The sequence below is a fragment of the Cohnella pontilimi genome (assembly GCF_005049045.1).
GTDB lineage: Bacteria > Bacillota > Bacilli > Paenibacillales > Paenibacillaceae > Cohnella > Cohnella pontilimi.
Window position 1 is genome coordinate 42,338 of sequence record NZ_SUPK01000005.1, and the last position, 18,868, is coordinate 61,205.

The window sequence follows — 18,868 nt, forward strand, 5'->3', positions numbered from 1 at the left end:
AGGATAAAGACAGGTGACATCATGTTTAAATGGATCGGCTGGGCGATCCGCACAGTGTTGACGGCGGTGCTGCTCAGTTTTCTATGCATCTGGACGACGGGTTACATTGTGAACAGCTACATGGAAACGCTGCTCAAGCAGCTGGAGCTGCCTTTGCAGACACAGCCGTTTGCTTTGAGCGGAATATGGGGCAAGCTGTGGGGGGCGGCTCCTCCTGTGCCTAGCAAGCAAGCTGAGTCCACGGCTTCGGCTTCGCCCTCCGAGACCAAGGAGGCGGTGAGCAGCCCGGCCCCGAGCGCGAGCGAGAGTGAGAGCACACCGGACAGCTTGGAACAACAAGCGGATGAGCCAAGCCCGGCCCCCTCGGAAGATCCCGCCGTCGTGCCGGTGTTCGGCAATCAATCCGGCAGCTCCGGATTATCCGAGCAGCAGAAACTGAGCCTGCAAACCGTCATGTCCAAGTTAAACGCCGAACAGCTGAGCGAACTGAGCGCCTTGCTGGAAGACGGATTGACGAGCGAAGAACTGGCACAGGCGGGCGATTTGCTCAAGCCTTCCCTCTCCGCAGAAGAATACAAGCAAATGATGGACATGCTGAAGACACATGCCGAAGCTGCGAAAGTCCCGCCCCATCAGCCGTAACATCGCTTTCAAGGCTTTCTCCCAGGCGCGTAACGCCTAATAAGGAGAAAGCCTTTTTTTGCCTTGCCCTCATCGGCGTTCTCCCGGCTATTCCGTTATGGTAAAATTGTTTCAGAGGAAACAGTAGGCTTCCACGGAGCGAGGAGGCGGGATGATGCCCGGAAAAATATTGGTCGTCGACGATGAACGGCCGATTGCAGATATTTTGAAGTTCAATCTTGAAAAAGAAGGCTACGAGGTCGTTTGCGCTTTTGACGGCGAAGCCGCGGTTCAGCTGGCTTTCGAGGAGGATCCGGACCTTATTTTGCTGGATCTGATGCTGCCGGTCAAAGACGGAATGGACGTGTGCCGCGAAGTGCGGTCGCGTTTGTCCACGCCGATCATCATGCTTACGGCCAAAGATACGGAAATCGACAAAGTGCTCGGCCTGGAGCTGGGCGCCGACGATTATGTGACCAAGCCTTTCGGCACGCGGGAGCTTCTCGCACGGGTCAAAGCGCATCTGCGCCGCCAGCGGAAGATCGACGCGCCTCGCGGCGGCGACGACAATTCGGCGCAGGACGCCGAACGTCAGGGACTGAAGCTGTTCAACCTGTTCATCGACACCGACATGTATGTCGTATACAAGAACGGACAGCCGCTGGACCTGACCCACCGGGAGTTCGAGCTGCTGCATTACCTCGCGCGCAACAGCGGCAAGGTCATGACGCGCGAGCATTTGCTGCAGGCGGTTTGGGGCTATGAATATTTCGGCGATGTCCGTACGGTTGACGTCACGATCCGCCGGCTGCGGGAAAAAATCGAAGACGATCCGAGCCGTCCGGAGGTCATTATGACCCGGCGCGGCTTAGGCTACCTCATGCGCAATCCCAAAACGACGGGCGGGCTGCTCGGATGAGCGTGCTGCGCGTGTTCCGGAGCATTCAGGCCAAGCTGATTTTGATGGTTCTCATGCTCATTCTTATTGCGGTTCAGTTGATCGGCGTGTACTTCATCAGCACGATGAAGAGCTCGTTGATCGATTCCTTCACGCGCAATTTGGACGGCAACGCGAACGTGCTTACGAAATTGTCGGAGCCTGCTCTGTCTCAACTTAGCAAAAGCGAAAATGCGAAAACGGATGTCAGCGAAGAATTGAACGCGCTGGCCGGGAGCTTGTCGAGCATCAGCGGAGCGGAGATTCAAGTGCTGGATGCCGGCGGCAAGGTGCTGGCCACATCCAAGCCTTCGCAGCCGTCGATCATCGGCCGTAAAAACACTTCCATGTTGGTGAGCCGCGCGCTTCAGGGAATTCGCGAAAACGAAGAAGAAATTATCGACAGCGATAATATCCGGAAAAAAGTGATCGTGAAGCCGGTTTTCAGCGGGACCAAAACCGTGGGCGTCGTCTACATCATGGCGTCCATGAAAGATTTGTACCAGACGGTCGAACGGATTAACCGCATTTTCGTATCCGCGATCCTCATCGCGCTTGGTCTCACGGCATTGCTGGGCGTGCTGCTGGCAGGGACCATTACCGCGCCGATCAAGGCGCTGACGCGGCAAGTAGCTGAAGTGGCGGAAGGCCGCTTCGACCAGCGCGTGCCCGTGCTGGGAACGGACGAAATCGGGCAATTAAGCGCGGCGTTTAACGACATGACCGACCGGCTGAGTGAGGCGTTGGCGATCAACGAAGAGGAGAAGGAGAAGATCTCCTCGATTCTCACCAATATGAGCGACGGCGTATTGGCGACGGATGAACTCGGGCGCGTCATCATTGTGAACCGACGTGCCGAAGAGCTGCTCGGAGACGATTCGTGCGAAGGCCGGACATTATCCGAAGCACTGAACATCGAGAAGGCGCCGATCGCAAGAACGCTGCAGGGCGAAGAGACGAGGCTGACCATACGCCGCTCGGCGGAAGAAGAAGACGACGGGGAAGTGTTAGTGCGCGTGACCCTGACTCCGATCCGGAGCCGGGATAAAGGGGTCGCGGGCGTCATCGCGGTGCTGCACGATGTGACGGAAGCGGAGAAGCTCGAGCAGTCTCGCCGCGAATTCGTGGCGAACGTGTCGCACGAGCTTCGCACGCCGCTGACCACCATCAAAAGCTATGCGGAAGCACTCGATGACGGAGCCAAGGAAGAGCCCGAGCTTGCCGGGCGCTTCGTCGGGGTCATCCGGAGCGAGACGGAGCGGATGATTCGGCTGGTCAGCGATCTGCTGCACTTGTCGCGGTTCGATTCGCGCCGCGCTCAGCTTCGCCGGGAGATGACGGATTTGTCGGAGATGCTGGAGGAAGTTGTGGACCGATTCTCTTTCCAGCTTCGGCAAAAGGATATTATGGCGACCATCGATGTGGCGCCGAATTTGAATACGGTATGGTTGGATCGGGACGGCATCGATCAAGTGTTGGACAACCTGGTCTCGAATGCGATCAAATATACGTTGGAAGGCGGCACGATTCTCATCTCCGCCGCGGGCAACGGGGCTGGACAGCTGGTTATTGCCGTGAGGGATACGGGGATCGGCATTCCGAAAAAAGATTTGGAACGCATATTCGACCGGTTTTACCGGGTGGACAAGGCGCGTTCCCGCAATATGGGGGGGACGGGACTTGGTCTTTCTATTGCCAGGGAAATTGTGAGGGCCCACGGCGGCACCATCTCCCTGGATTCCGAGGTCGGAATCGGCTCGGTCGTAACCGTCACGCTGCCGATCGTGCAGGAAGGAAGTGAGCCGGCATGATGGATAAAGCCAAATCGGTGCTGCTTGCTTTTCTTGTGGCGCTAAGCCTCGTGCAAAGCTATTTTCTCGCCTACAGCATGCCGAGTATGGAAGCCAAAGTGAAGACGGAGCAAGATTATGTGCAGACCGAGCCGCTGGGGCCGCAGCAAGAAGTTTGGAAAATGTTGTTTCCCGAGCAAATCGTGCTGCATATGGGCGGAGACAAGCACACGGTATTTTTTCCGGATAACACGACCTATTACGATTTGATCCTGAAAAAATTGCAAGGACGCGAATTCAAAGGGTTTCAGCGGGATCCGGTGCATGTGGTCGATTGGGACCAAGTGCGGCGCCAGGATCAAGGCGTAGAGCTGCGCTTCGGCCGCGCCGTTCCTTTTCAGCTGTTGCAGCGGGTGTTTAAAATTGAGGATTTCCTTTTTTCCGGCGATTCGATCGACCGGATCTGGATCTTCGCGCGGCAGGACACGGGCGAGGTACGGACCTTTTTCTTCAGCTCGGACGGCCGCTATGTCTATGAATCCTTGCGGGCCGACATGACGGTTGGTGATGTTGCCACGAACGTAGGATTCGGACAATATTGGACGCCGTATCAGACGACGGACGGACAGCTATACGTTCCGGAAAAGCCGTACTCCTGGCTGAACGAAATGCAGGTGCCGGTTACCCGGTACACTTCCGAACAGATGCAGCGAAGTTTGTTTTTCGACCCCGGCATTACCCGGTCTATTCAGGAACGCAAGGACGGCAACCAGATTTATACGGACGGTAAAAGAGGATTAAAAGTCGAGCAAGCCGGGAGCTGGATGTCCTATACCGACTCGGCTGCGCCGACGGAAGCGAAGAATGACCTGGCCGACAACGTGGTCGCGGCGGTACAGTTCGTCAACCAGCATGGAGGCTGGAACGGCTTGTACAGCTTGGGCCAGCCTCCTGACCCGGAGGCGAATGACAGCGTGATCCGGTTTCAGCAATATTATGATCATGTGCCCATCATCTCCGGAAGTCGGATGACATTCGGATATATGCAAGTCACGCTGCAGCAGGGATCGGTGACTTCTTACGAAAGATCTCTTTTGCTGCTTGGGGACAAGGCGGTCAACAAGAAAAACCGCGTTTTACCGGGCGGAGAACAATTGAGAAGCTTGATATACCGGTCTGCGCTCGGTTCGCGGGTTATGGCGTTATATCCGGCTTATCGTCCGCTTTTGAAAGACAATGTCATGACCCTTCAACCCGTGTGGGTAATCCGGCTGGAGAACGGGTCGGTAAAGGTCGTGGCAGAATCCCTGCCCGCCGGCGGAACTTAAGCGATTATTTGACGTCTAAATGAGACAGGGGGGGAACGGATGGACTGGAGACGCGCCAAAAGCGTGCTGATTCTTGCATTTCTTATGTTGAATCTATTGCTCGGTTATCAGCTTTGGACGGAATGGCGGGCGCAGCTGAACACATCGGCCGACTGGACGTCCCTTCCCGCCGAGACTCGGCAAATCATGGCGGAAAAGAAAATCCGCATTGAATCCAAAATACCGTCTGAAACCCCATCCATGAAGGATTTGTCTTATTTGCTGAAACAGTCGTCATCGGATAAGGGCATAGGAATCAAGCCGATCGCGTCCCCGCCCGAGACACGCATCGTGTTTAACCCGAAAGAGTTAACGGATGCGCTCGGCAAGGTGATTTCCGAATTGGACAAATACGCATACGACGATCCGGGGAGCCGGGAAGGTGTATTCGTGCTTAACCGGATCGAAAACGGATATCCGATGTTTGACATTCATCTGGAGCTGTACAACAAGGACCAGAAAATCCGGGGTTACCGCCAGGATGTCATTCAGGTGCTGTCTTCCCAAGAAGCGAAAGACCAGCAGGTACTGCCGGCCTCCAAAGCGCTGACACCGCTCATTGAGAAACAATTGGTGCCGGGATCGGTCATCAAGGACATTCGACTCGGGTACCATGGACAAATTTTCGACACGGAAGAGCAGCTTGCGGCACCGTCTTGGAGGGTTTTGTTGGAAAGCGGCGAAGTGTACTATGTACACGCGGTCAGCGGGGAAATCGATACCGGAAACGGGAATGCCGATCGCACAGCCGAGAGAAATATGGCAGCAATGGGAGAAAGGAAAACGTTATGAGCCTTCGTTTCACGGTACTAGCCAGCGGTTCGACAGGCAACGCCACCGTCGTATCTACGGATTCGGCAAGCGTGCTGGTCGATGTTGGGCTGAGCGGCAAAAAAATAGAAGAATTGATGCAGCAACGCGATGTGACGGGCAAAGACCTGGATGCTATTTTTGTCACGCATGAGCATTCCGACCATATCAAGGGACTCGGCGCTTTCGCACGCAAATATGAGCTGCCGGTATATGCCAATGAGAAAACGTGGGCGGCCATGTATAAAACCGTCGGCGAGCTGCCGGATCATCAACGCAAAATCATTCCGAGTGACAGTGTGATGGAAATAGCCGATTTGCGGGTAGAATCCTACGCCATATCGCATGATGCCGCCGAGCCGGTAGGCTACTGCTTTGAGTCGGACGGCATGAAGCTGAGTCTGGCTACGGATATGGGATACATGAGCGATAAGGTTATGGCCAGACTTGTCCGCTCAGATGTGCTCATTTTGGAATCGAATCACGATGTCGAAATGCTCAGAATGGGCCGGTATCCTTGGAACATCAAACGCCGCATTCTCGGGGACACGGGACATCTCTCCAACGAAGCGGCCGGCGAAGCGCTGTGCAAGCTCTTATCCGGAATCACCCGGAGAGTCTATTTGGCACACTTGAGCCTGCAGCACAACTTGATGGATTTGGCCAAACTTACGGTGAATACAGTATTGGAGAACAACGGATTTTTTTATCAAAAGCATGAGTTCGCGCTTTGTGAAACCTATCATGATCGCCCTACCGAATGGGACTATGTGAAAGTTTGACTTCAGGCCTTCACAGTAAGAGCTGGCGATTCAGTTCGGCTTCCATCAACGAAGCCTTCTGCTGGATATCTTCCGGAGTGAGAACACCTTTATCTACCAGAAGCTCGATGAGCGTACTGAGCGCAAGCAGCTGCCGGTACTGATCATCCTTCATATCCCCGAGCCGGGACGCCAAGTCAAGATACTGCCATTCATATCCCTTGGTTTGCATGCGTAATCCTTCCTTTCTTTACTTAGGAAATTACTAGCTTGTCGGCTTGCCTGACCCTTTCGATTCTATTACTATTTTAGTCATAACCTTTGAAAACATTCCGATTCGCCGCAATTTTTGCCCGATAGAAGGATGGTGCATGAGATGAGCCTATTCGATGACGATTTTTATTCCACCAGGGTATCGCGGCGCACCCGCCAGGACGATCGTCTAGGCGGGCGCAGAACGGCCGGCTGGCGTATCTTTTCTACTTGGCAGGTGGCGGTAGTCTCTTCCTTAGGCAGTGCGGCTGCGGTTGCCGTGCTGTTCAGTCTGCTAAGCGGCGGATCTGCGCCGAAACATGAGGCTAAGCCGGCGTTGGCGAACGCACCGGCGCTCGTCGAGACTTCGGAGCGGATTATTTCGGCGTCCGAGAAAGTACGTCCTTCGGTCGTGAGCATCATTAATCTCGCAGAACAAACCAAAGGTCATCAGGCGGATAACGGCAGCGGCGACAATTCGGGAGATTCACTTGAAAACGCCAGTCTGGGCTCAGGCGTCATCTATGAGAAAAAAAACGGCAAAGCTTATATCATCACCAATGCCCATGTTGTATCCGGGGCGGCGGAAGTGCAAGCTGTGCTGATGAGTGGCGATAAAAGGAAAGCCGAAATTGTCGGCGAAGATGCGATCAGCGATTTGGCCGTGCTGACGATCGACAGCAAAGGCATCGATACGGTGGCCGAAATCGGCGACTCCGACAAGCTGCGCGTCGGCGAAATGGTCATCGCCGTAGGCAATCCGCTCGGTTTCGGCGATTCCGTCTCCCAAGGTATCGTATCCTTCCTTCACCGCATCGTGCCTGTATCCCTAAACCAAGACGGCGTATACGATTGGGAGCAGGAAGTGGTGCAAACCACCGCGCCGATCAACCAGGGGAACAGCGGCGGCGTGCTTGCCGATTTGAACGGCCGCGTCATCGGGATTAACAGCATGAAAGTGGCGGACACCGGCGTCGAAGGAATCGGGTTTGCCATTCCGATCGATACGGTAATGCCGGTCGTCAAGCAGTTGATCGAACACGGCAAAGTATTGCGGCCATACATGGGTGTGTACACGATGGATTTGTCCAATTTCCTGGATAATCCAAGCGGCACTGACGGGTCCGATCCGTCAGACGACGTGCCTAAATTGACTTTGCCCGCCGATGTGACAGATGGCGCGCTTGTACTCGAGGCGGTTGGCCCTGCTGATGAAGCGGGACTGCAAACGAATGACGTCATCACCGAATTGGACGGCAACCCGATTCGCGGAACCATGGATTTGCGCAAATATTTGTATAATAGGAAAGCAATCGGGGAATCGCTTACGGTAACATACTATCGTGATGGCGAGAAACAGAAACTTGAACTTACGCTAACGGAAAAAGACGACAAGCAGTAAGGTGGCTCCATCTGCTTCAGTGGTCGACTCGGAAAGGAAGTCATCCATGTATTGCGTGTGCCGCGAGCACGTTGAGCTTGCCATCGACAAATTCGTCGATGAATATGAAGACGCACCCGATTTGGTCAACCTAAACAGCACGACATTTACGGATTGGACGCCGCCTACTCGTTGCGATTGGTGCGATCAACCCGCAGAAGTGCTGGTCGTGTGAACCATACAAGGTGTTTACAGCCGGGGGCGGAAACCTCCGGTTTTTTGCTGTCTGAGCCGCCTCTTTAACCGCCTCTTTAACCGCTGCGCTTCCTGTAGTCTTCGCAGCATCCCATTGCATTTTTTCCCCTTTGTCGATATCCCCTTCGCTCAGGTTTGGCAACAGGATCTCCAGTCAAGATAGAATACTTGTTAAATTTGGTGACTCAAGAAGCCTTTGAAATGCCGGTTTTGTTGAAAGTCGCGGTCCACGGCACAAGTTGTGTACGATTTACATGACGTCCGATTAACTGGGGATAGGTAATTGTCGACGTTACCGCACATGCTCGTAAAAGTTGCTCGAAAATGGATTGACTGCGTCGGTTCCATGCATAACAAAACTGATCCAGGTATACCTGCAAATGCTTCTCCCCCACGCCTCGAAAAATGTCAGCCAGTCTCTGCTGCGCCTTTTGAGCAAGACCGAGAAGAAGATAGTCTCTCTTTCCGAAATAGTTGCGCGATATAATAGGCGGCTCGGTAACAGTGCGATCAAGGTGTTCACGGATAAATGGCTCGGTTGGAGGCGATTCGTAGCGGTTTTTGAGCAGCTGTTTATTTTGCTTTTGGATTTTGAGCCGGGTAACTTGACCTTGTTCATCTACTGATGCGCCTACCAGCACGGATTGTTCCTGCTGATGCCAGGCCGAAGAGGCGGTCGTCCGCGTACATAACTTGGCGTCCGTTATGCGGATCACCCCCGTCAAAAACTCCTCCTCATTTTGCTTCTGCATCGCATGACGTAGTTTGTGACAAATGAGCCAGGCTGTTTTATAGGTCACTTTGATGATCCGGGAAAGTTGCAACGCGTTGACGCCTTCCGGGCGGGCGTGGAGGTAGATGGCTTGAAACCATAGCCGCAAAGGCGTACGGGTGCCTTGGAAAATGGTGCTGGCAATCAGTGAGGTTTGCGCATCGCAAGAGGAGCATTGGTAGAGAGGCAGAGTGCGGGTGGTGATCATGTAGGCGTGCGTATGAGCGCATTTCGGACACCGGAATCCATCCGGCCACTTGCTTTCGAATAATACGCGCATACAGTCCTTTTCCCGTTGAAACAGACTGCAAAACTCTTCAAAAGAAACAGCAGCCGGAAACATGCGATCACGCACCTCGATCTTCATCTTTGTTCCAATTTTACCAAACATACGTTCTCGTATCAACAAAAAAATTATAAAATTTGCCAACATCACTGCTCGAACCCACACTGAGCGAGAGGGATACCGATAAAACAAATAATAAGGAACTCCTCCACCTGAGCGAAGGGGATTTCGATAAAGGGAAAAAAGTAAAACAAAATCCCCAACGCCTGAGCGAAGGGGATATCGATAAAGACGGCCGCAAAAGGCAGCGTGCAGCTAACGAAAAAATGACGTCTATTTACTTTCTTTTTCGGCGGATGAAGTCAATCGACCATTTCCTAACGGTGTCGAAAACGAGCATGAAGGCCACGATGAGACCCGAAAACGTGACTAACAGGGCGATCCACTCGAACGGAGAGTAACTGCTCATGTTGGACCATCGAATGGGGGTTTTCAAGTCATCGATGACTTGGTTCATACCGTAAATACCGCTTATAACGGTGTAAATGGTGAGGATGGTGAGCAAGTATCCGGATTGATGCTGACGGCGGCTTTCCTGATACTGATAAAGATCGGAGAGCGTTTGTTTGACATCGATGAACAGCTCATCGTTGCCATAAATCTGCCGGAGACGTTGGAAAATTTCTCTACCATGGCTTTGGGCGACAACTTCGACGAAATTATATTTTGCCGCAAAAGTCGTAATATCCCGGATCAACTCCACGGTATGCAGTTCTTTCCTCTCTACCTGAACTCGTGAGTAAGCATTTGAAAGCTTAAGCAGAACGATTCTATGAAACAGATTCAGCAGCAAACCGTAATAATACTCCCCGTACCAGCGGCTGACCCAGACGGCTGCATGGTCACGAGACTCTCGGGTCAAACAGCAAAAGCAATTTTCATCCGTGAAAAAATACGTATAAGGAGCCCAGCGGTCATACCCGTAACGACGGCAGTAATCCCGTATATACGGAAGATGACTTGCGCTGATCGCAGGGTTTCCGTCCGCGTCAAACCCGTCAAGACGGGCGGCACGGTAACGGTCCAAAAGCGATATTTCCACCTCTGAGGGAAACCGATAAAAAGCGAGAACAAACATGCGCTCGTCCATCAAAAAAGGGAGTTCCTCGAAATACGATCCGGCCATCGGCGTCTGATCGAGATAAACGAGTAATTGTGGAACGATTTCCTGAAAAAGAAACTGATCAATTTCCTCGTACATGGTGCCTTCGTACTCGACGAAGGTTTCGCGGTCCTGCCGGTTCGCGTCCTGCAGGCTGCGGAATCGATCCGCGAATGCGATGGACTCCGAGAGCGTAATGCCGTTATACGTATCCAACTCGGTGCGCAGCGTGAGGAAGCCGGTGTCGAAAGGGCAAAGAAACAGGTCAACCGAGTGAATGATAAAGGAGGCACGTCTTTGCCGACTGACGAGCTGGGCCTTCATGCCGAGAGACTTGGACAACCGCCGGAATGCCTCCACATTGTCCTCGGCGGGAAATAATACCTGGTTAGTGAACGGCAAGTAATAGCGTTCCATGTCTGGATGCGATACACGATGCCTGCCGCCGTAGAAACGGTCCTCGAGTTCCGTATCGCCCAGCCGAAAGGGGATGAAGCCGTCCTGAAGCAGCTTCTCCCGCAGCTCGTTTTGGCATTCGTGCTCGAGCGAGAAGGGGAAAACGAATTGGAACAGTACTTCCCGCACGGGTTGAGGTTCAATCGCGGGCGTCTTCATTTCGTTCTCTCCTTCCGTTGCGTTAGACTAAAGATTTAGATTCGATCTCATGTTCGCGCAAGGTCAACCTTTCTTGCAGTTCCCGCGCGAATATCCGGTCGATATCTTCTTTATTGCCGTAGAGATACAACACGTCTCCGGCTTCGAAATTGGTGCGCATGCGGAGATCTCGTAAATGCACGGTCCCCCTCTTGATGAACAGAAGATTCACGTCCGTATCGTCTCCGCAAACTTTTTCCATCGTTTTTCCGATTAACGTTGAGCCCTCTCCTATCGGTACATCCACGAAGAGATCGTTACTTTCATGCAACATAACTTCTTCAATCGGCAGCTCATGGACCTCGAATTTTTGCTGAAGCGGAGCGGCAAATCGCTCTATAAGCTTCCGCTGAACGGCGGGAAGACGAACCAGGCCGAGCAGACCGGCAAGCACAGCGGAGATCAAAGCCAAGTAAACGATTTTGAAATGCGAAACAAGGAAGCTGCTGATCGCGGAAATGATCACGGCAAATGAAAATACGCCGAACAAAATGAGGAATATCCCGATTCTTCGGCGGATGGGATGTCCCAGGATCAGCTCGGACTCCTTGGTGGTGAACCCTGTGCTGGTCATCAGAGATACGACCTGAAAGCGGGAGATATCGTGATCGAGGCCGGTAGATCGCATGAGCACAACGGCAATTTCGATCACCAGCATCATGATCACAAAATAAACGAGGATGAATCCCATGCGCCGCCCCCACTTTTTCGTAACGTTTTCGATTGCTCCCTTAGTGATGCATTACCCGTAAACGTGTCTTGGCACCTCATCGCCCGATCTTGGTAAAAGTTCGATAAAGTTTAATTTGACTGGTTGACACAAAGTTGTAACGAATGGTAAATTGACACATATACTTGATGAGCGGAAAGGGGGTTATGTCCATGCGCGGAGCAGCATACAGAATTGTCGGGATGACCGGCGGCATCGGCCGCTACCATGGGCGTAACTCCAGCGGCACATTCGCAGCGGATTAAGAACGCATGTTCTTGCCGGGCGAGAGGCGCGTGGTTACGTCACCGTAATCATGCGCCTTTCTTTTGGACCGGAACACCGGTTCGCGGATTCCTGCGGAATCCGTAAAAGGCGTATCGCTTACGGCGGTATGCCTTTTTTGTTCATTGAACGGCTGCTTAAGGGGGAGGAAGGTAGAAACATGTTTGTGGTATTGAAAAAATTAGCATGGTTTTTCCGCATGGAATGGAAGCGTTACTCGGTAGCGATTGTTCTGCTCGCGATTGTCGGGGTCATCGATATTTTGCCGGCGAAGCTCGTGGAGTACACGATCGACGGCATACGAGCCGGCACGCTGACCGGCGGCAGGTGGACGGAGGTCGTAGTTTATTGGATTGCCATCACGGCGGCCAGCTACGGCATTACGCTCATCTGGAACTACAAGCTCTTCGGCGGAGCATTCGTGCTGGAACGGATCATGCGTTCCAAGCTTAAGCGGCAATTTTTGAGAATGACGCCGACGTTCTATGAGCGCAACCGTACCGGGGACCTGATGGCCCGCGCGACGAACGACATAAGCGCGGTGTCGATGACGGCGGGTTTCGGCATTTTGACGCTGACCGACTCTACGTTGTTTATGCTCACCTTATTGATCGTCATGGCGGGTACGATCAGCTGGAAGCTGACGCTTGCGGCCATGATTCCGCTGCCGTTGATCGCCTTGTCCCTGAAATATTTCGGGGATATGATTCATAAACGTTTTACGGTATCGCAGGATTCGTTCGGGGAGCTGAACGATCAGGTGCTGGAGTCGGTATCCGGCGTTCGGGTCATTCGAGCGTTCGTGCAGGAGAAGGCGGACAAAGAGCGGTTCCGTAAAAAAACGAATGAAGTGTTCGAGAAAAACGTGCAGGTTGTGAAAATCGATTCGCTGTTCGAACCGACGGTTAAAATATTGGTCGGACTCAGTTATTTGATCGGTTTGAGCTATGGTGCGTACTTGGTGTACCGCAGCGATATCACGCTCGGTGAGCTGGTTGCCTTCAACTTGTTCCTCGGGATGCTGATTTGGCCGATGTTCGCGATCGGCGAATTGATCAATATTATGCAGCGGGGTAACGCATCGCTTGATCGAATCGACGAAACGCTCGGCGTCAAGCCGGATGTGGCGAATCCCGCTTCGCCGGTTGAAGTTCAAGTTCCGGAAGACATTGTGTTCGATAAAGTCACTTTCCGCTATCCGTCTTCCTCCATCGATAACTTGGTGGATGTCTCGTTTAAGCTTCGCAGGGGGCAGACACTAGGGATTGTAGGACGCACGGGAAGCGGGAAAACGACCGTACTGCGTCAATTGCTGCGGGAATATCCGCTGGGAAGCGGGTCCATCACCATTGGAGGACGCCAACTGGCCAATGTTTCCCTGGACAGCATCCGGGGATGGATCGGATATGTACCGCAACAGCCTATTTTGTTCAGTAAAACGATCCGGGAAAATATACAGTTCGGCAACGGAGACCGCGAATTCACCGACGAAAGGTTGAATCGGGCGTTGGAGTTGGCTTCGTTCCGCAAAGATGTGGCGTTTTTACCGGATGGGCTGGAAACGCTGGTCGGCGAGAAAGGCGTGGCACTCTCCGGAGGCCAAAAACAGCGCGTCAGCATCGCGCGGGCCGTGGTTGGCGATCCGGAAATTTTAATGCTGGATGACGCACTGTCGGCCGTCGACGCGAAGACGGAAGTGGAAATTCTCGAAGGTGTCCGGCGAGAACGTGCGGGCAAAACCACGATCATTACGACCCACCGCTTATCTGCCGTGCAGCATGCCGACTGGATCATCGTGATGGATGAAGGCCGGATTGTGGAAGAAGGCACGCATGACCATCTGCTGCAGCTAGGCGGCTGGTATAAAGAGCAATACGATCGGCAACAGCTTTTCGCTGCCGTTGAAGGATAATTGCACAAGGATTGAAGGTGAAAATGCATGAATACGACGGGAAAACGATTGTTTCGGTATGCCCTGCACTACAAGAAACCGATTATCGCAGCGCTTGTGCTGCTCGCTCTCGCGGTGTGCGCGGAGCTGGTCGGACCGATTTACGCCAAAAAAATGATCGACGTTCATATCATGGGGATCCAAAAGCCCTGGTACGAAACGCAAGAGAACGGGCCGTTCGTTGTCCCCTACAAAGGGAAACATTATATCCGGCAAGATCATGCCGACGGCGGGCAGTCCGGCAAAGAAGTTCGCATTTTTCAGATCAGCCGGTCTTATTATTTCGTCAATGAACCAGTACCAGACATTAGCCCGAAAAAGGTAGAGAACGGCAGGCTGATCGTCGGCGAAAGTGATCAAGCGGTATCTTACCCGGCCGTTAAATTGTCCAACGTGGAAGCGTACGCCTTTTATAAGCCGGAATTTCCGGGATTAATTTCTCTGGCGTTCACGTATTTCGCATTTTTGCTGGTGGGAGCGGCTCTCGCATATGGACAGCGGTATTTGCTGCAGGTATCGGCGAACCGGATCATCCGGCGCATGCGGAACGATATCTTCGCTCATATTCAGCGTCTGCCCGTGCGTTACTTCGATAACTTGCCTGCGGGAAAAGTGGTAGCGAGGGTCACCAATGATACCGAGTCCATCAAGGAGCTCTATGTAACGGTTCTGGCCAACTTCTTCTCCGGAATCATCTTTATTGTGGCCATTCTGGGGGCGTTGTTCGTGCTGGATTGGCGCCTTGCCGTGATCTCGATTCCAATGGTGCCGATTCTGTACTTCTGGATCGTGATTTACCGGAAGTTTGCGGCCCACTTTAATCACGTCATTCGCTCACGACTTAGTGATATTAACGGCATGATCAACGAGTCCATCAATGGCATGACGATTATTCAGGCGTTTCGCCGGGAAAAGCAGATAGAAACCGAATTTGCCGAGCTGAACGACGATTACTTCCGGCACCGTAACAAATTGCTCCGGCTCAATTCGTTCATGTCGTGGAACCTCGTAAACGTATTCCGGAACCTCTTTTTCCTTATTGGAATCTGGATGTTTGCGGGCAGCTGGCTCGGTCCGGTGTTATCCGTCGGTATGCTGTATGCGTTCATCGATTACATCGGCCGTATGATGCAGCCGATCGTCGGGATTGTGAACCAGTTGGCTAACCTGGAGACGGCTCGCGTGTCTGCTGAGCGAGTGTTCCAGTTGCTAGACGAAGAGGGCGTGGAAGTATCCGAAGATCGTTTGGCAAGGTATAAGGGGAATGTCCGATTCGAGGATGTATCGTTTGCGTACAAAGAGGGCGAAGATGTACTGAAAAACATCACCTTCAGCGCCCGCCAAGGGGAAACGGTGGCGCTTGTCGGCCATACCGGATCGGGCAAAAGCTCCATTCTCAATCTGCTGTTCCGCTTCTACGACGTGGAACGCGGCACGATTTCGATCGATGGTACGGACATTCGGGATATTTCGAAACAGGAACTGCGCCAACACATGGGTATCGTGCTTCAGGACCCATTCTTGTTTACCGGCACGATCGCTTCTAACGTTAGCCTGAGTGATCCATCCATTAGCCGGGAGAAAGTGGAGCAGGCGCTCCGTGATGTAGGCGCATATGAAATGTTCATGCAGTTTCCGGAAGGTATTGATGAACCGGTCATCGAAAAAGGCAGCACTTTGTCCGCGGGCCAGCGCCAGCTGATCTCCTTCGCGCGTGCGCTCGCATTCGATCCGGCCATCTTGATTCTCGACGAGGCAACCGCCAGCATCGACACCGAGACGGAATCGATCATTCAGCAAGCGCTGGATGTGCTGAAGCGAGGGCGGACGACGTTCGTGATCGCCCACCGTCTGTCCACAATTCGGGCGGCAGACCAGATCCTGGTTCTCGATCGCGGACGCATCGTGGAGCGCGGCAACCACGACGAGCTGATGGAGCGCGGCGGTAAATACTACGCAATGTACCAGCTTCAGCAAGGCGGCGCAGTTGGCGTCGGCGCATAAGCGGGCTCACGTAAACAAAACAAGACACTTTACCTCCTCGAAGGGGTAAGGTGTCTTTTTTGTGCGTTGTGAAGGTATCTCGAAAATCTTTCCTTTATCGTTATCCCTGTCGCTCAGGTTATAGGGTTTCGTTTCGCGAAAAACTTTCCTTTACCGCTATCCCGCTCGCTCAGGCACTGAGATCCCGCTCCGTACAAGGGTTTTGAGAATAGAGGGTCATGTTTGCCGGCTGCTGAGTGAAGGGGATACCGATAAAGCGAGAGTAAAAAAGATATGCCGTTCCTCGAATCTGAGCGAAGGGGATACCGGTAAAGTGTGAACAAAAAGGTGATACCGCAACTCGAATCTGAGCGAAGGGGATACCGGTAAAGTGTGAACAAAAAAGTGATACCGCAGCTCGGTTCTGAGCGAAGGGGATATCGGCAAAGGGAACACGAGGCAAAGAGGAGTATTGGAGGCACGAGTCGACTTATTCGTCTGTCATCTTTTTCAGGATTTGCTGCTCGTAATCGAGAAACGCGCCGGAACTGTGCCACCCGCGGTCGGACATCAAGGTTTGATAACGGACTTTTTTCATGGACAGCTCTTTGCGGAGCATGGTGCGCTCAGTTTCGTCACGGCAGGCGGCAATCAGGTCGCTTAGAGTAACCATATCTTTGCGCAGCTGCATCTCTTCGGGGAGTGCGCCGGCGTTTTTGAGTACTTTGTAGGCCATTCGTAATTCATCGGGGACCATGGCGTCATCTTCGGGTGGAAGCGGTTTGCCCGCACCCGGCAAATTGTCGAATTCCCCTTTGCGGATGGCTTCGCGAATTTTTTCGTCGGCGATGGAAGCAAACCAATTCATGGAGTGATCCTCTCCCTGCCAATATAACGGCCTTGGTGTTGTTTTCATTGTAACATAGCCGACGAAAGTGATTGTGAGCGATAAATGGACCAGGACGCGAAAAGTAAAAATTTCGTGCGGTACTGTGATAATGGTTCTCACTTTTGGCCACAATAAGTGACGGAAGAGGAAAGACGGCCCAACCGGGCCGCCCCTGAGCTTAATGCGTCGTTAAATTTTCGGCTCGAACGTTTTACAGTCGGTTTCTTCGGAATGGGAAGCCTGCTTGTTGTGCCTGTTCACTACATAGATAGAAGAGGCATTGCATTTATTGCCGGAACCCCAGTATTTGCAGGAGTTTACTTCGCACAGCACGTCTTTGGCCATTTTGGACATCACCTCCTAGCGTTAGGATGGGCGTATTCCTTGGTCCTTTATACGTGTGTCCAAAAACCCGCAAACCCGTTTCCCGACGGCGATTAGCGGGTTTTGTCATGAAGGGCGGCGAATTCCGGTTGCATAGATATGGTACGATAGGAAAAGTGCTAAGAAACGGACATATACGGATGGGGTGCTCGGATGACAGATTTTCGTGAACTTGGGGTCGGAGAAGAAAGGGCTGCTTTGCTGCGCCGAATGGGGATCACTTCCCCGACATCGATACAGGAGAAGGCGATACCGCTCATTTTGCAGGGCAAAGATGTGATCGGACAAGCGCAGACGGGAACGGGAAAAACGCTGGCGTTCGTTCTGCCCATGCTGGAGCGGCTGGATCCTTCGTTTCCTCATGTTCAAGGGTTAGTTGTGAGCCCGACACGAGAGCTTGCAATCCAGATAACGGAGGAAGTGAAAAAGCTGACGGCCGGCTCGGATTTTCGCGTGCTGGCCGTCTACGGCGGCCAAGACGTCGAAGCTCAGCTGCATAAGCTGCAAAGAAGCATGCACGTCATCGTCTGCACGCCCGGACGTTTGCTCGATCACCTGCGGAGGGAAACGATCGACTTGTCGCACGTGAAGATGCTGGTTCTCGACGAGGCCGATCAAATGCTGCACATGGGATTTTTGAATGAGGTGGAGGAAATCCTGCGGGCGGTGCCGTATAAGCGGCAATCGATGCTTTTCTCGGCCACGATGCCGGCCAACGTGCGCGAACTGGCCACCCGCCTCATGCGGGATCCGGTGGAGATCACCGTCAAAGAGCGGCAAGTGACCGTAAAAGATATCGAGCAGTGGGCGGTGGAGACGACCGATCGTACGAAGCAATCGGCGTTGATGAAGCTGATTGACGAGCAGAACCCATACTTGGCGATGATCTTCTGCCGGACGAAAAGGCGCGCGAGTACGCTGAATCAGGCTTTGCAGGAGTCGGGGTACAATTCGGACGAGCTGCATGGTGATTTGTCACAGTCGAAGCGGGAGCAGGTGATGGCAAAATTCCGCCAGGCGAAGCTTCAACTGCTCGTCGCCACAGATGTTGCGGCCCGAGGAATCGATGTAGAAGGCGTCACGCACGTATTCAACTATGATATCCCGCATGACGTGGAAAGCTACATTCACCGGATTGGCCGCACGGGACGTGCAGGAGCCGCCGGACGTGCAATTACATTCGTCGCGCCAAGAGACAAACCCGAGCTGGCTATGATCGAGAATGGGATCGGCATGGCGATGAAGCGGGTGAGAATGGAAGGAACAGCGGGCGGACAGGGAGGTCGCGAGGAACTCCGGAGCAAGCCTTCCAATGAACGCCGCGATGAACACGGACAAGGTCGCAGCGGGGGCAGAAGAGGAGCGGCCGGCAAGCCGCAACGCGGACAAAGCGGCCGCCCGCAGAACAATCGCCCGGGATTGCCGGTTCGAGGGGGCGGAAACGCAGGCGGACGCACGGCTGGAGACCGCGGAAAAAAGTCGCCCATCCGCTCGCAGAGAAATAAATCACGTTGAACAAGAAGCCAGTGCCGCATTCGGCACTGGCTTTTAACATCCATTTTACAATCGCATGGTACGCTAGACTTACCGAAATTTACTAACGACACAAGGGGCCGCTG

Annotated in this window: 17 protein-coding genes; 11 read left to right on the plus strand and 6 right to left on the minus strand. The window is 53.1% G+C overall.

Annotation, left to right across the window (positions count from 1 at the left end):
* Positions 1–21: 21 nt before the first annotated feature.
* The 6 genes from E5161_RS10965 to E5161_RS10990 all read left to right on the plus strand — a co-directional run bounded on the left by E5161_RS10965 (position 22) and on the right by E5161_RS10990 (position 6,307).
* Positions 22–642, plus strand: a complete 621-nt coding sequence (locus tag E5161_RS10965; protein ID WP_136777864.1) for a hypothetical protein — start codon at positions 22–24, stop codon at positions 640–642.
* Between the two features lie 154 nt (positions 643–796).
* Positions 797–1,540 (plus strand): response regulator YycF, encoded by a 744-nt coding sequence (gene yycF, locus E5161_RS10970; protein WP_136778154.1) that lies wholly within the window; start codon positions 797–799, stop codon positions 1,538–1,540.
* The gene (gene walK / locus E5161_RS10975) at positions 1,537–3,369 is read left to right on the plus strand and encodes a cell wall metabolism sensor histidine kinase WalK (protein WP_136777865.1); all 1,833 of its coding nucleotides are present in this window, start codon (positions 1,537–1,539) and stop codon (positions 3,367–3,369) included. The genes yycF and walK overlap by 4 nt, the downstream gene beginning before the upstream one ends.
* Positions 3,366–4,676: a YycH family regulatory protein gene (locus E5161_RS10980; protein ID WP_136777866.1), complete on the plus strand. Its 1,311-nt coding sequence runs from the start codon at positions 3,366–3,368 to the stop codon at positions 4,674–4,676. Before walK ends, E5161_RS10980 begins: the two co-directional genes overlap by 4 nt.
* A 39-nt stretch (positions 4,677–4,715) precedes the next feature.
* Complete coding sequence (yycI, locus tag E5161_RS10985) at positions 4,716–5,507, plus strand: two-component system regulatory protein YycI (protein ID WP_136777867.1); 792 nt, start codon at positions 4,716–4,718, stop codon at positions 5,505–5,507.
* Positions 5,504–6,307, plus strand: coding sequence for an MBL fold metallo-hydrolase (locus E5161_RS10990; protein ID WP_136777868.1), 804 nt, complete (start codon positions 5,504–5,506; stop codon positions 6,305–6,307). Before yycI ends, E5161_RS10990 begins: the two co-directional genes overlap by 4 nt.
* Before the next feature lie 10 nt (positions 6,308–6,317).
* On the opposite strand, the gene E5161_RS10995 is transcribed toward E5161_RS10990, so the two are convergent.
* On the minus strand, positions 6,318–6,518 hold the full coding sequence (locus E5161_RS10995) for a hypothetical protein (protein WP_136777869.1): 201 nt from the start codon (positions 6,516–6,518) through the stop codon (positions 6,318–6,320).
* A 144-nt stretch (positions 6,519–6,662) separates the two neighbouring features.
* Here E5161_RS10995 and E5161_RS11000 point away from each other — a divergent pair, with 144 nt between their 5' ends.
* Both E5161_RS11000 and E5161_RS11005 read left to right on the plus strand, forming a co-directional pair.
* Positions 6,663–7,940 carry a S1C family serine protease gene (locus tag E5161_RS11000; RefSeq protein WP_136777870.1) on the plus strand — a complete coding sequence of 426 codons (1,278 nt, stop codon included), beginning with the start codon at positions 6,663–6,665 and terminating at the stop codon, positions 7,938–7,940.
* 46 nt (positions 7,941–7,986) lie between these two features.
* On the plus strand, positions 7,987–8,154 hold the full coding sequence (locus E5161_RS11005; protein ID WP_136777871.1) for a CxxH/CxxC protein: 168 nt from the start codon (positions 7,987–7,989) through the stop codon (positions 8,152–8,154).
* 205 nt (positions 8,155–8,359) lie between these two features.
* Here the strand turns inward: E5161_RS11005 and E5161_RS11010 are convergent, their stop codons facing one another.
* From E5161_RS11010 to E5161_RS11020, 3 genes are all read right to left on the minus strand, one after another.
* Positions 8,360–9,337, minus strand: a complete 978-nt coding sequence (locus tag E5161_RS11010) for a transposase (protein WP_246042190.1) — start codon at positions 9,335–9,337, stop codon at positions 8,360–8,362.
* A gap of 232 nt (positions 9,338–9,569) precedes the next feature.
* Positions 9,570–11,009: a magnesium transporter CorA family protein gene (locus tag E5161_RS11015; protein WP_136777872.1), complete on the minus strand. Its 1,440-nt coding sequence runs from the start codon at positions 11,007–11,009 to the stop codon at positions 9,570–9,572.
* Positions 11,010–11,031: 22 nt separating this feature from the next.
* The gene (locus E5161_RS11020) at positions 11,032–11,739 is read right to left on the minus strand and encodes a TrkA C-terminal domain-containing protein (protein ID WP_136777873.1); all 708 of its coding nucleotides are present in this window, start codon (positions 11,737–11,739) and stop codon (positions 11,032–11,034) included.
* A gap of 463 nt (positions 11,740–12,202) precedes the next feature.
* Between E5161_RS11020 and E5161_RS11025 the strand changes: the two genes are divergently transcribed.
* A complete protein-coding gene (locus tag E5161_RS11025) occupies positions 12,203–13,954 on the plus strand; it encodes an ABC transporter ATP-binding protein (protein WP_136777874.1) in 1,752 nt (583 codons plus the stop codon).
* A 27-nt stretch (positions 13,955–13,981) separates the two neighbouring features.
* Entirely contained in the window at positions 13,982–15,997 is a 2,016-nt protein-coding gene (locus E5161_RS11030) for an ABC transporter ATP-binding protein (RefSeq protein ID WP_136777875.1), read from the plus strand.
* A gap of 469 nt (positions 15,998–16,466) precedes the next feature.
* Here the strand turns inward: E5161_RS11030 and E5161_RS11035 are convergent, their stop codons facing one another.
* Positions 16,467–16,844, minus strand: a complete 378-nt coding sequence (locus E5161_RS11035) for a DnaJ family domain-containing protein (RefSeq protein ID WP_136777876.1) — start codon at positions 16,842–16,844, stop codon at positions 16,467–16,469.
* A 210-nt stretch (positions 16,845–17,054) separates the two neighbouring features.
* Entirely contained in the window at positions 17,055–17,210 is a 156-nt protein-coding gene (locus tag E5161_RS11040; RefSeq protein ID WP_136777877.1) for a DUF1540 domain-containing protein, read from the minus strand.
* A gap of 192 nt (positions 17,211–17,402) precedes the next feature.
* Here E5161_RS11040 and E5161_RS11045 point away from each other — a divergent pair, with 192 nt between their 5' ends.
* On the plus strand, positions 17,403–18,764 hold the full coding sequence (locus tag E5161_RS11045) for a DEAD/DEAH box helicase (protein ID WP_136777878.1): 1,362 nt from the start codon (positions 17,403–17,405) through the stop codon (positions 18,762–18,764).
* The last annotated feature ends 104 nt before the right edge of the window (positions 18,765–18,868 follow it).

Bases quoted from the DNA above. Each gene is read 5' to 3' on its own strand.
- E5161_RS11045 (WP_136777878.1), top strand. From the start codon at position 17,403: ATGACAGATTTTCGTGAACTTGGGGTCGGAGAAGAAAGGGCTGCTTTG.
- E5161_RS11040 (WP_136777877.1), bottom strand. From the start codon at position 17,210: ATGGCCAAAGACGTGCTGTGCGAAGTAAACTCCTGCAAATACTGGGGT.
- E5161_RS11020 (WP_136777873.1), bottom strand. From the start codon at position 11,739: ATGGGATTCATCCTCGTTTATTTTGTGATCATGATGCTGGTGATCGAA.
- walK (WP_136777865.1), top strand. From the start codon at position 1,537: ATGAGCGTGCTGCGCGTGTTCCGGAGCATTCAGGCCAAGCTGATTTTG.
- E5161_RS11035 (WP_136777876.1), bottom strand. From the start codon at position 16,844: ATGAATTGGTTTGCTTCCATCGCCGACGAAAAAATTCGCGAAGCCATC.
- E5161_RS11010 (WP_246042190.1), bottom strand. From the start codon at position 9,337: ATGTTTGGTAAAATTGGAACAAAGATGAAGATCGAGGTGCGTGATCGC.
- E5161_RS11005 (WP_136777871.1), top strand. From the start codon at position 7,987: ATGTATTGCGTGTGCCGCGAGCACGTTGAGCTTGCCATCGACAAATTC.
- yycI (WP_136777867.1), top strand. From the start codon at position 4,716: ATGGACTGGAGACGCGCCAAAAGCGTGCTGATTCTTGCATTTCTTATG.
- E5161_RS11030 (WP_136777875.1), top strand. From the start codon at position 13,982: ATGAATACGACGGGAAAACGATTGTTTCGGTATGCCCTGCACTACAAG.
- E5161_RS11000 (WP_136777870.1), top strand. From the start codon at position 6,663: ATGAGCCTATTCGATGACGATTTTTATTCCACCAGGGTATCGCGGCGC.
- E5161_RS10990 (WP_136777868.1), top strand. From the start codon at position 5,504: ATGAGCCTTCGTTTCACGGTACTAGCCAGCGGTTCGACAGGCAACGCC.
- E5161_RS11015 (WP_136777872.1), bottom strand. From the start codon at position 11,009: ATGAAGACGCCCGCGATTGAACCTCAACCCGTGCGGGAAGTACTGTTC.
- E5161_RS11025 (WP_136777874.1), top strand. From the start codon at position 12,203: ATGTTTGTGGTATTGAAAAAATTAGCATGGTTTTTCCGCATGGAATGG.
- E5161_RS10980 (WP_136777866.1), top strand. From the start codon at position 3,366: ATGATGGATAAAGCCAAATCGGTGCTGCTTGCTTTTCTTGTGGCGCTA.
- E5161_RS10965 (WP_136777864.1), top strand. From the start codon at position 22: ATGTTTAAATGGATCGGCTGGGCGATCCGCACAGTGTTGACGGCGGTG.
- yycF (WP_136778154.1), top strand. From the start codon at position 797: ATGCCCGGAAAAATATTGGTCGTCGACGATGAACGGCCGATTGCAGAT.
- E5161_RS10995 (WP_136777869.1), bottom strand. From the start codon at position 6,518: ATGCAAACCAAGGGATATGAATGGCAGTATCTTGACTTGGCGTCCCGG.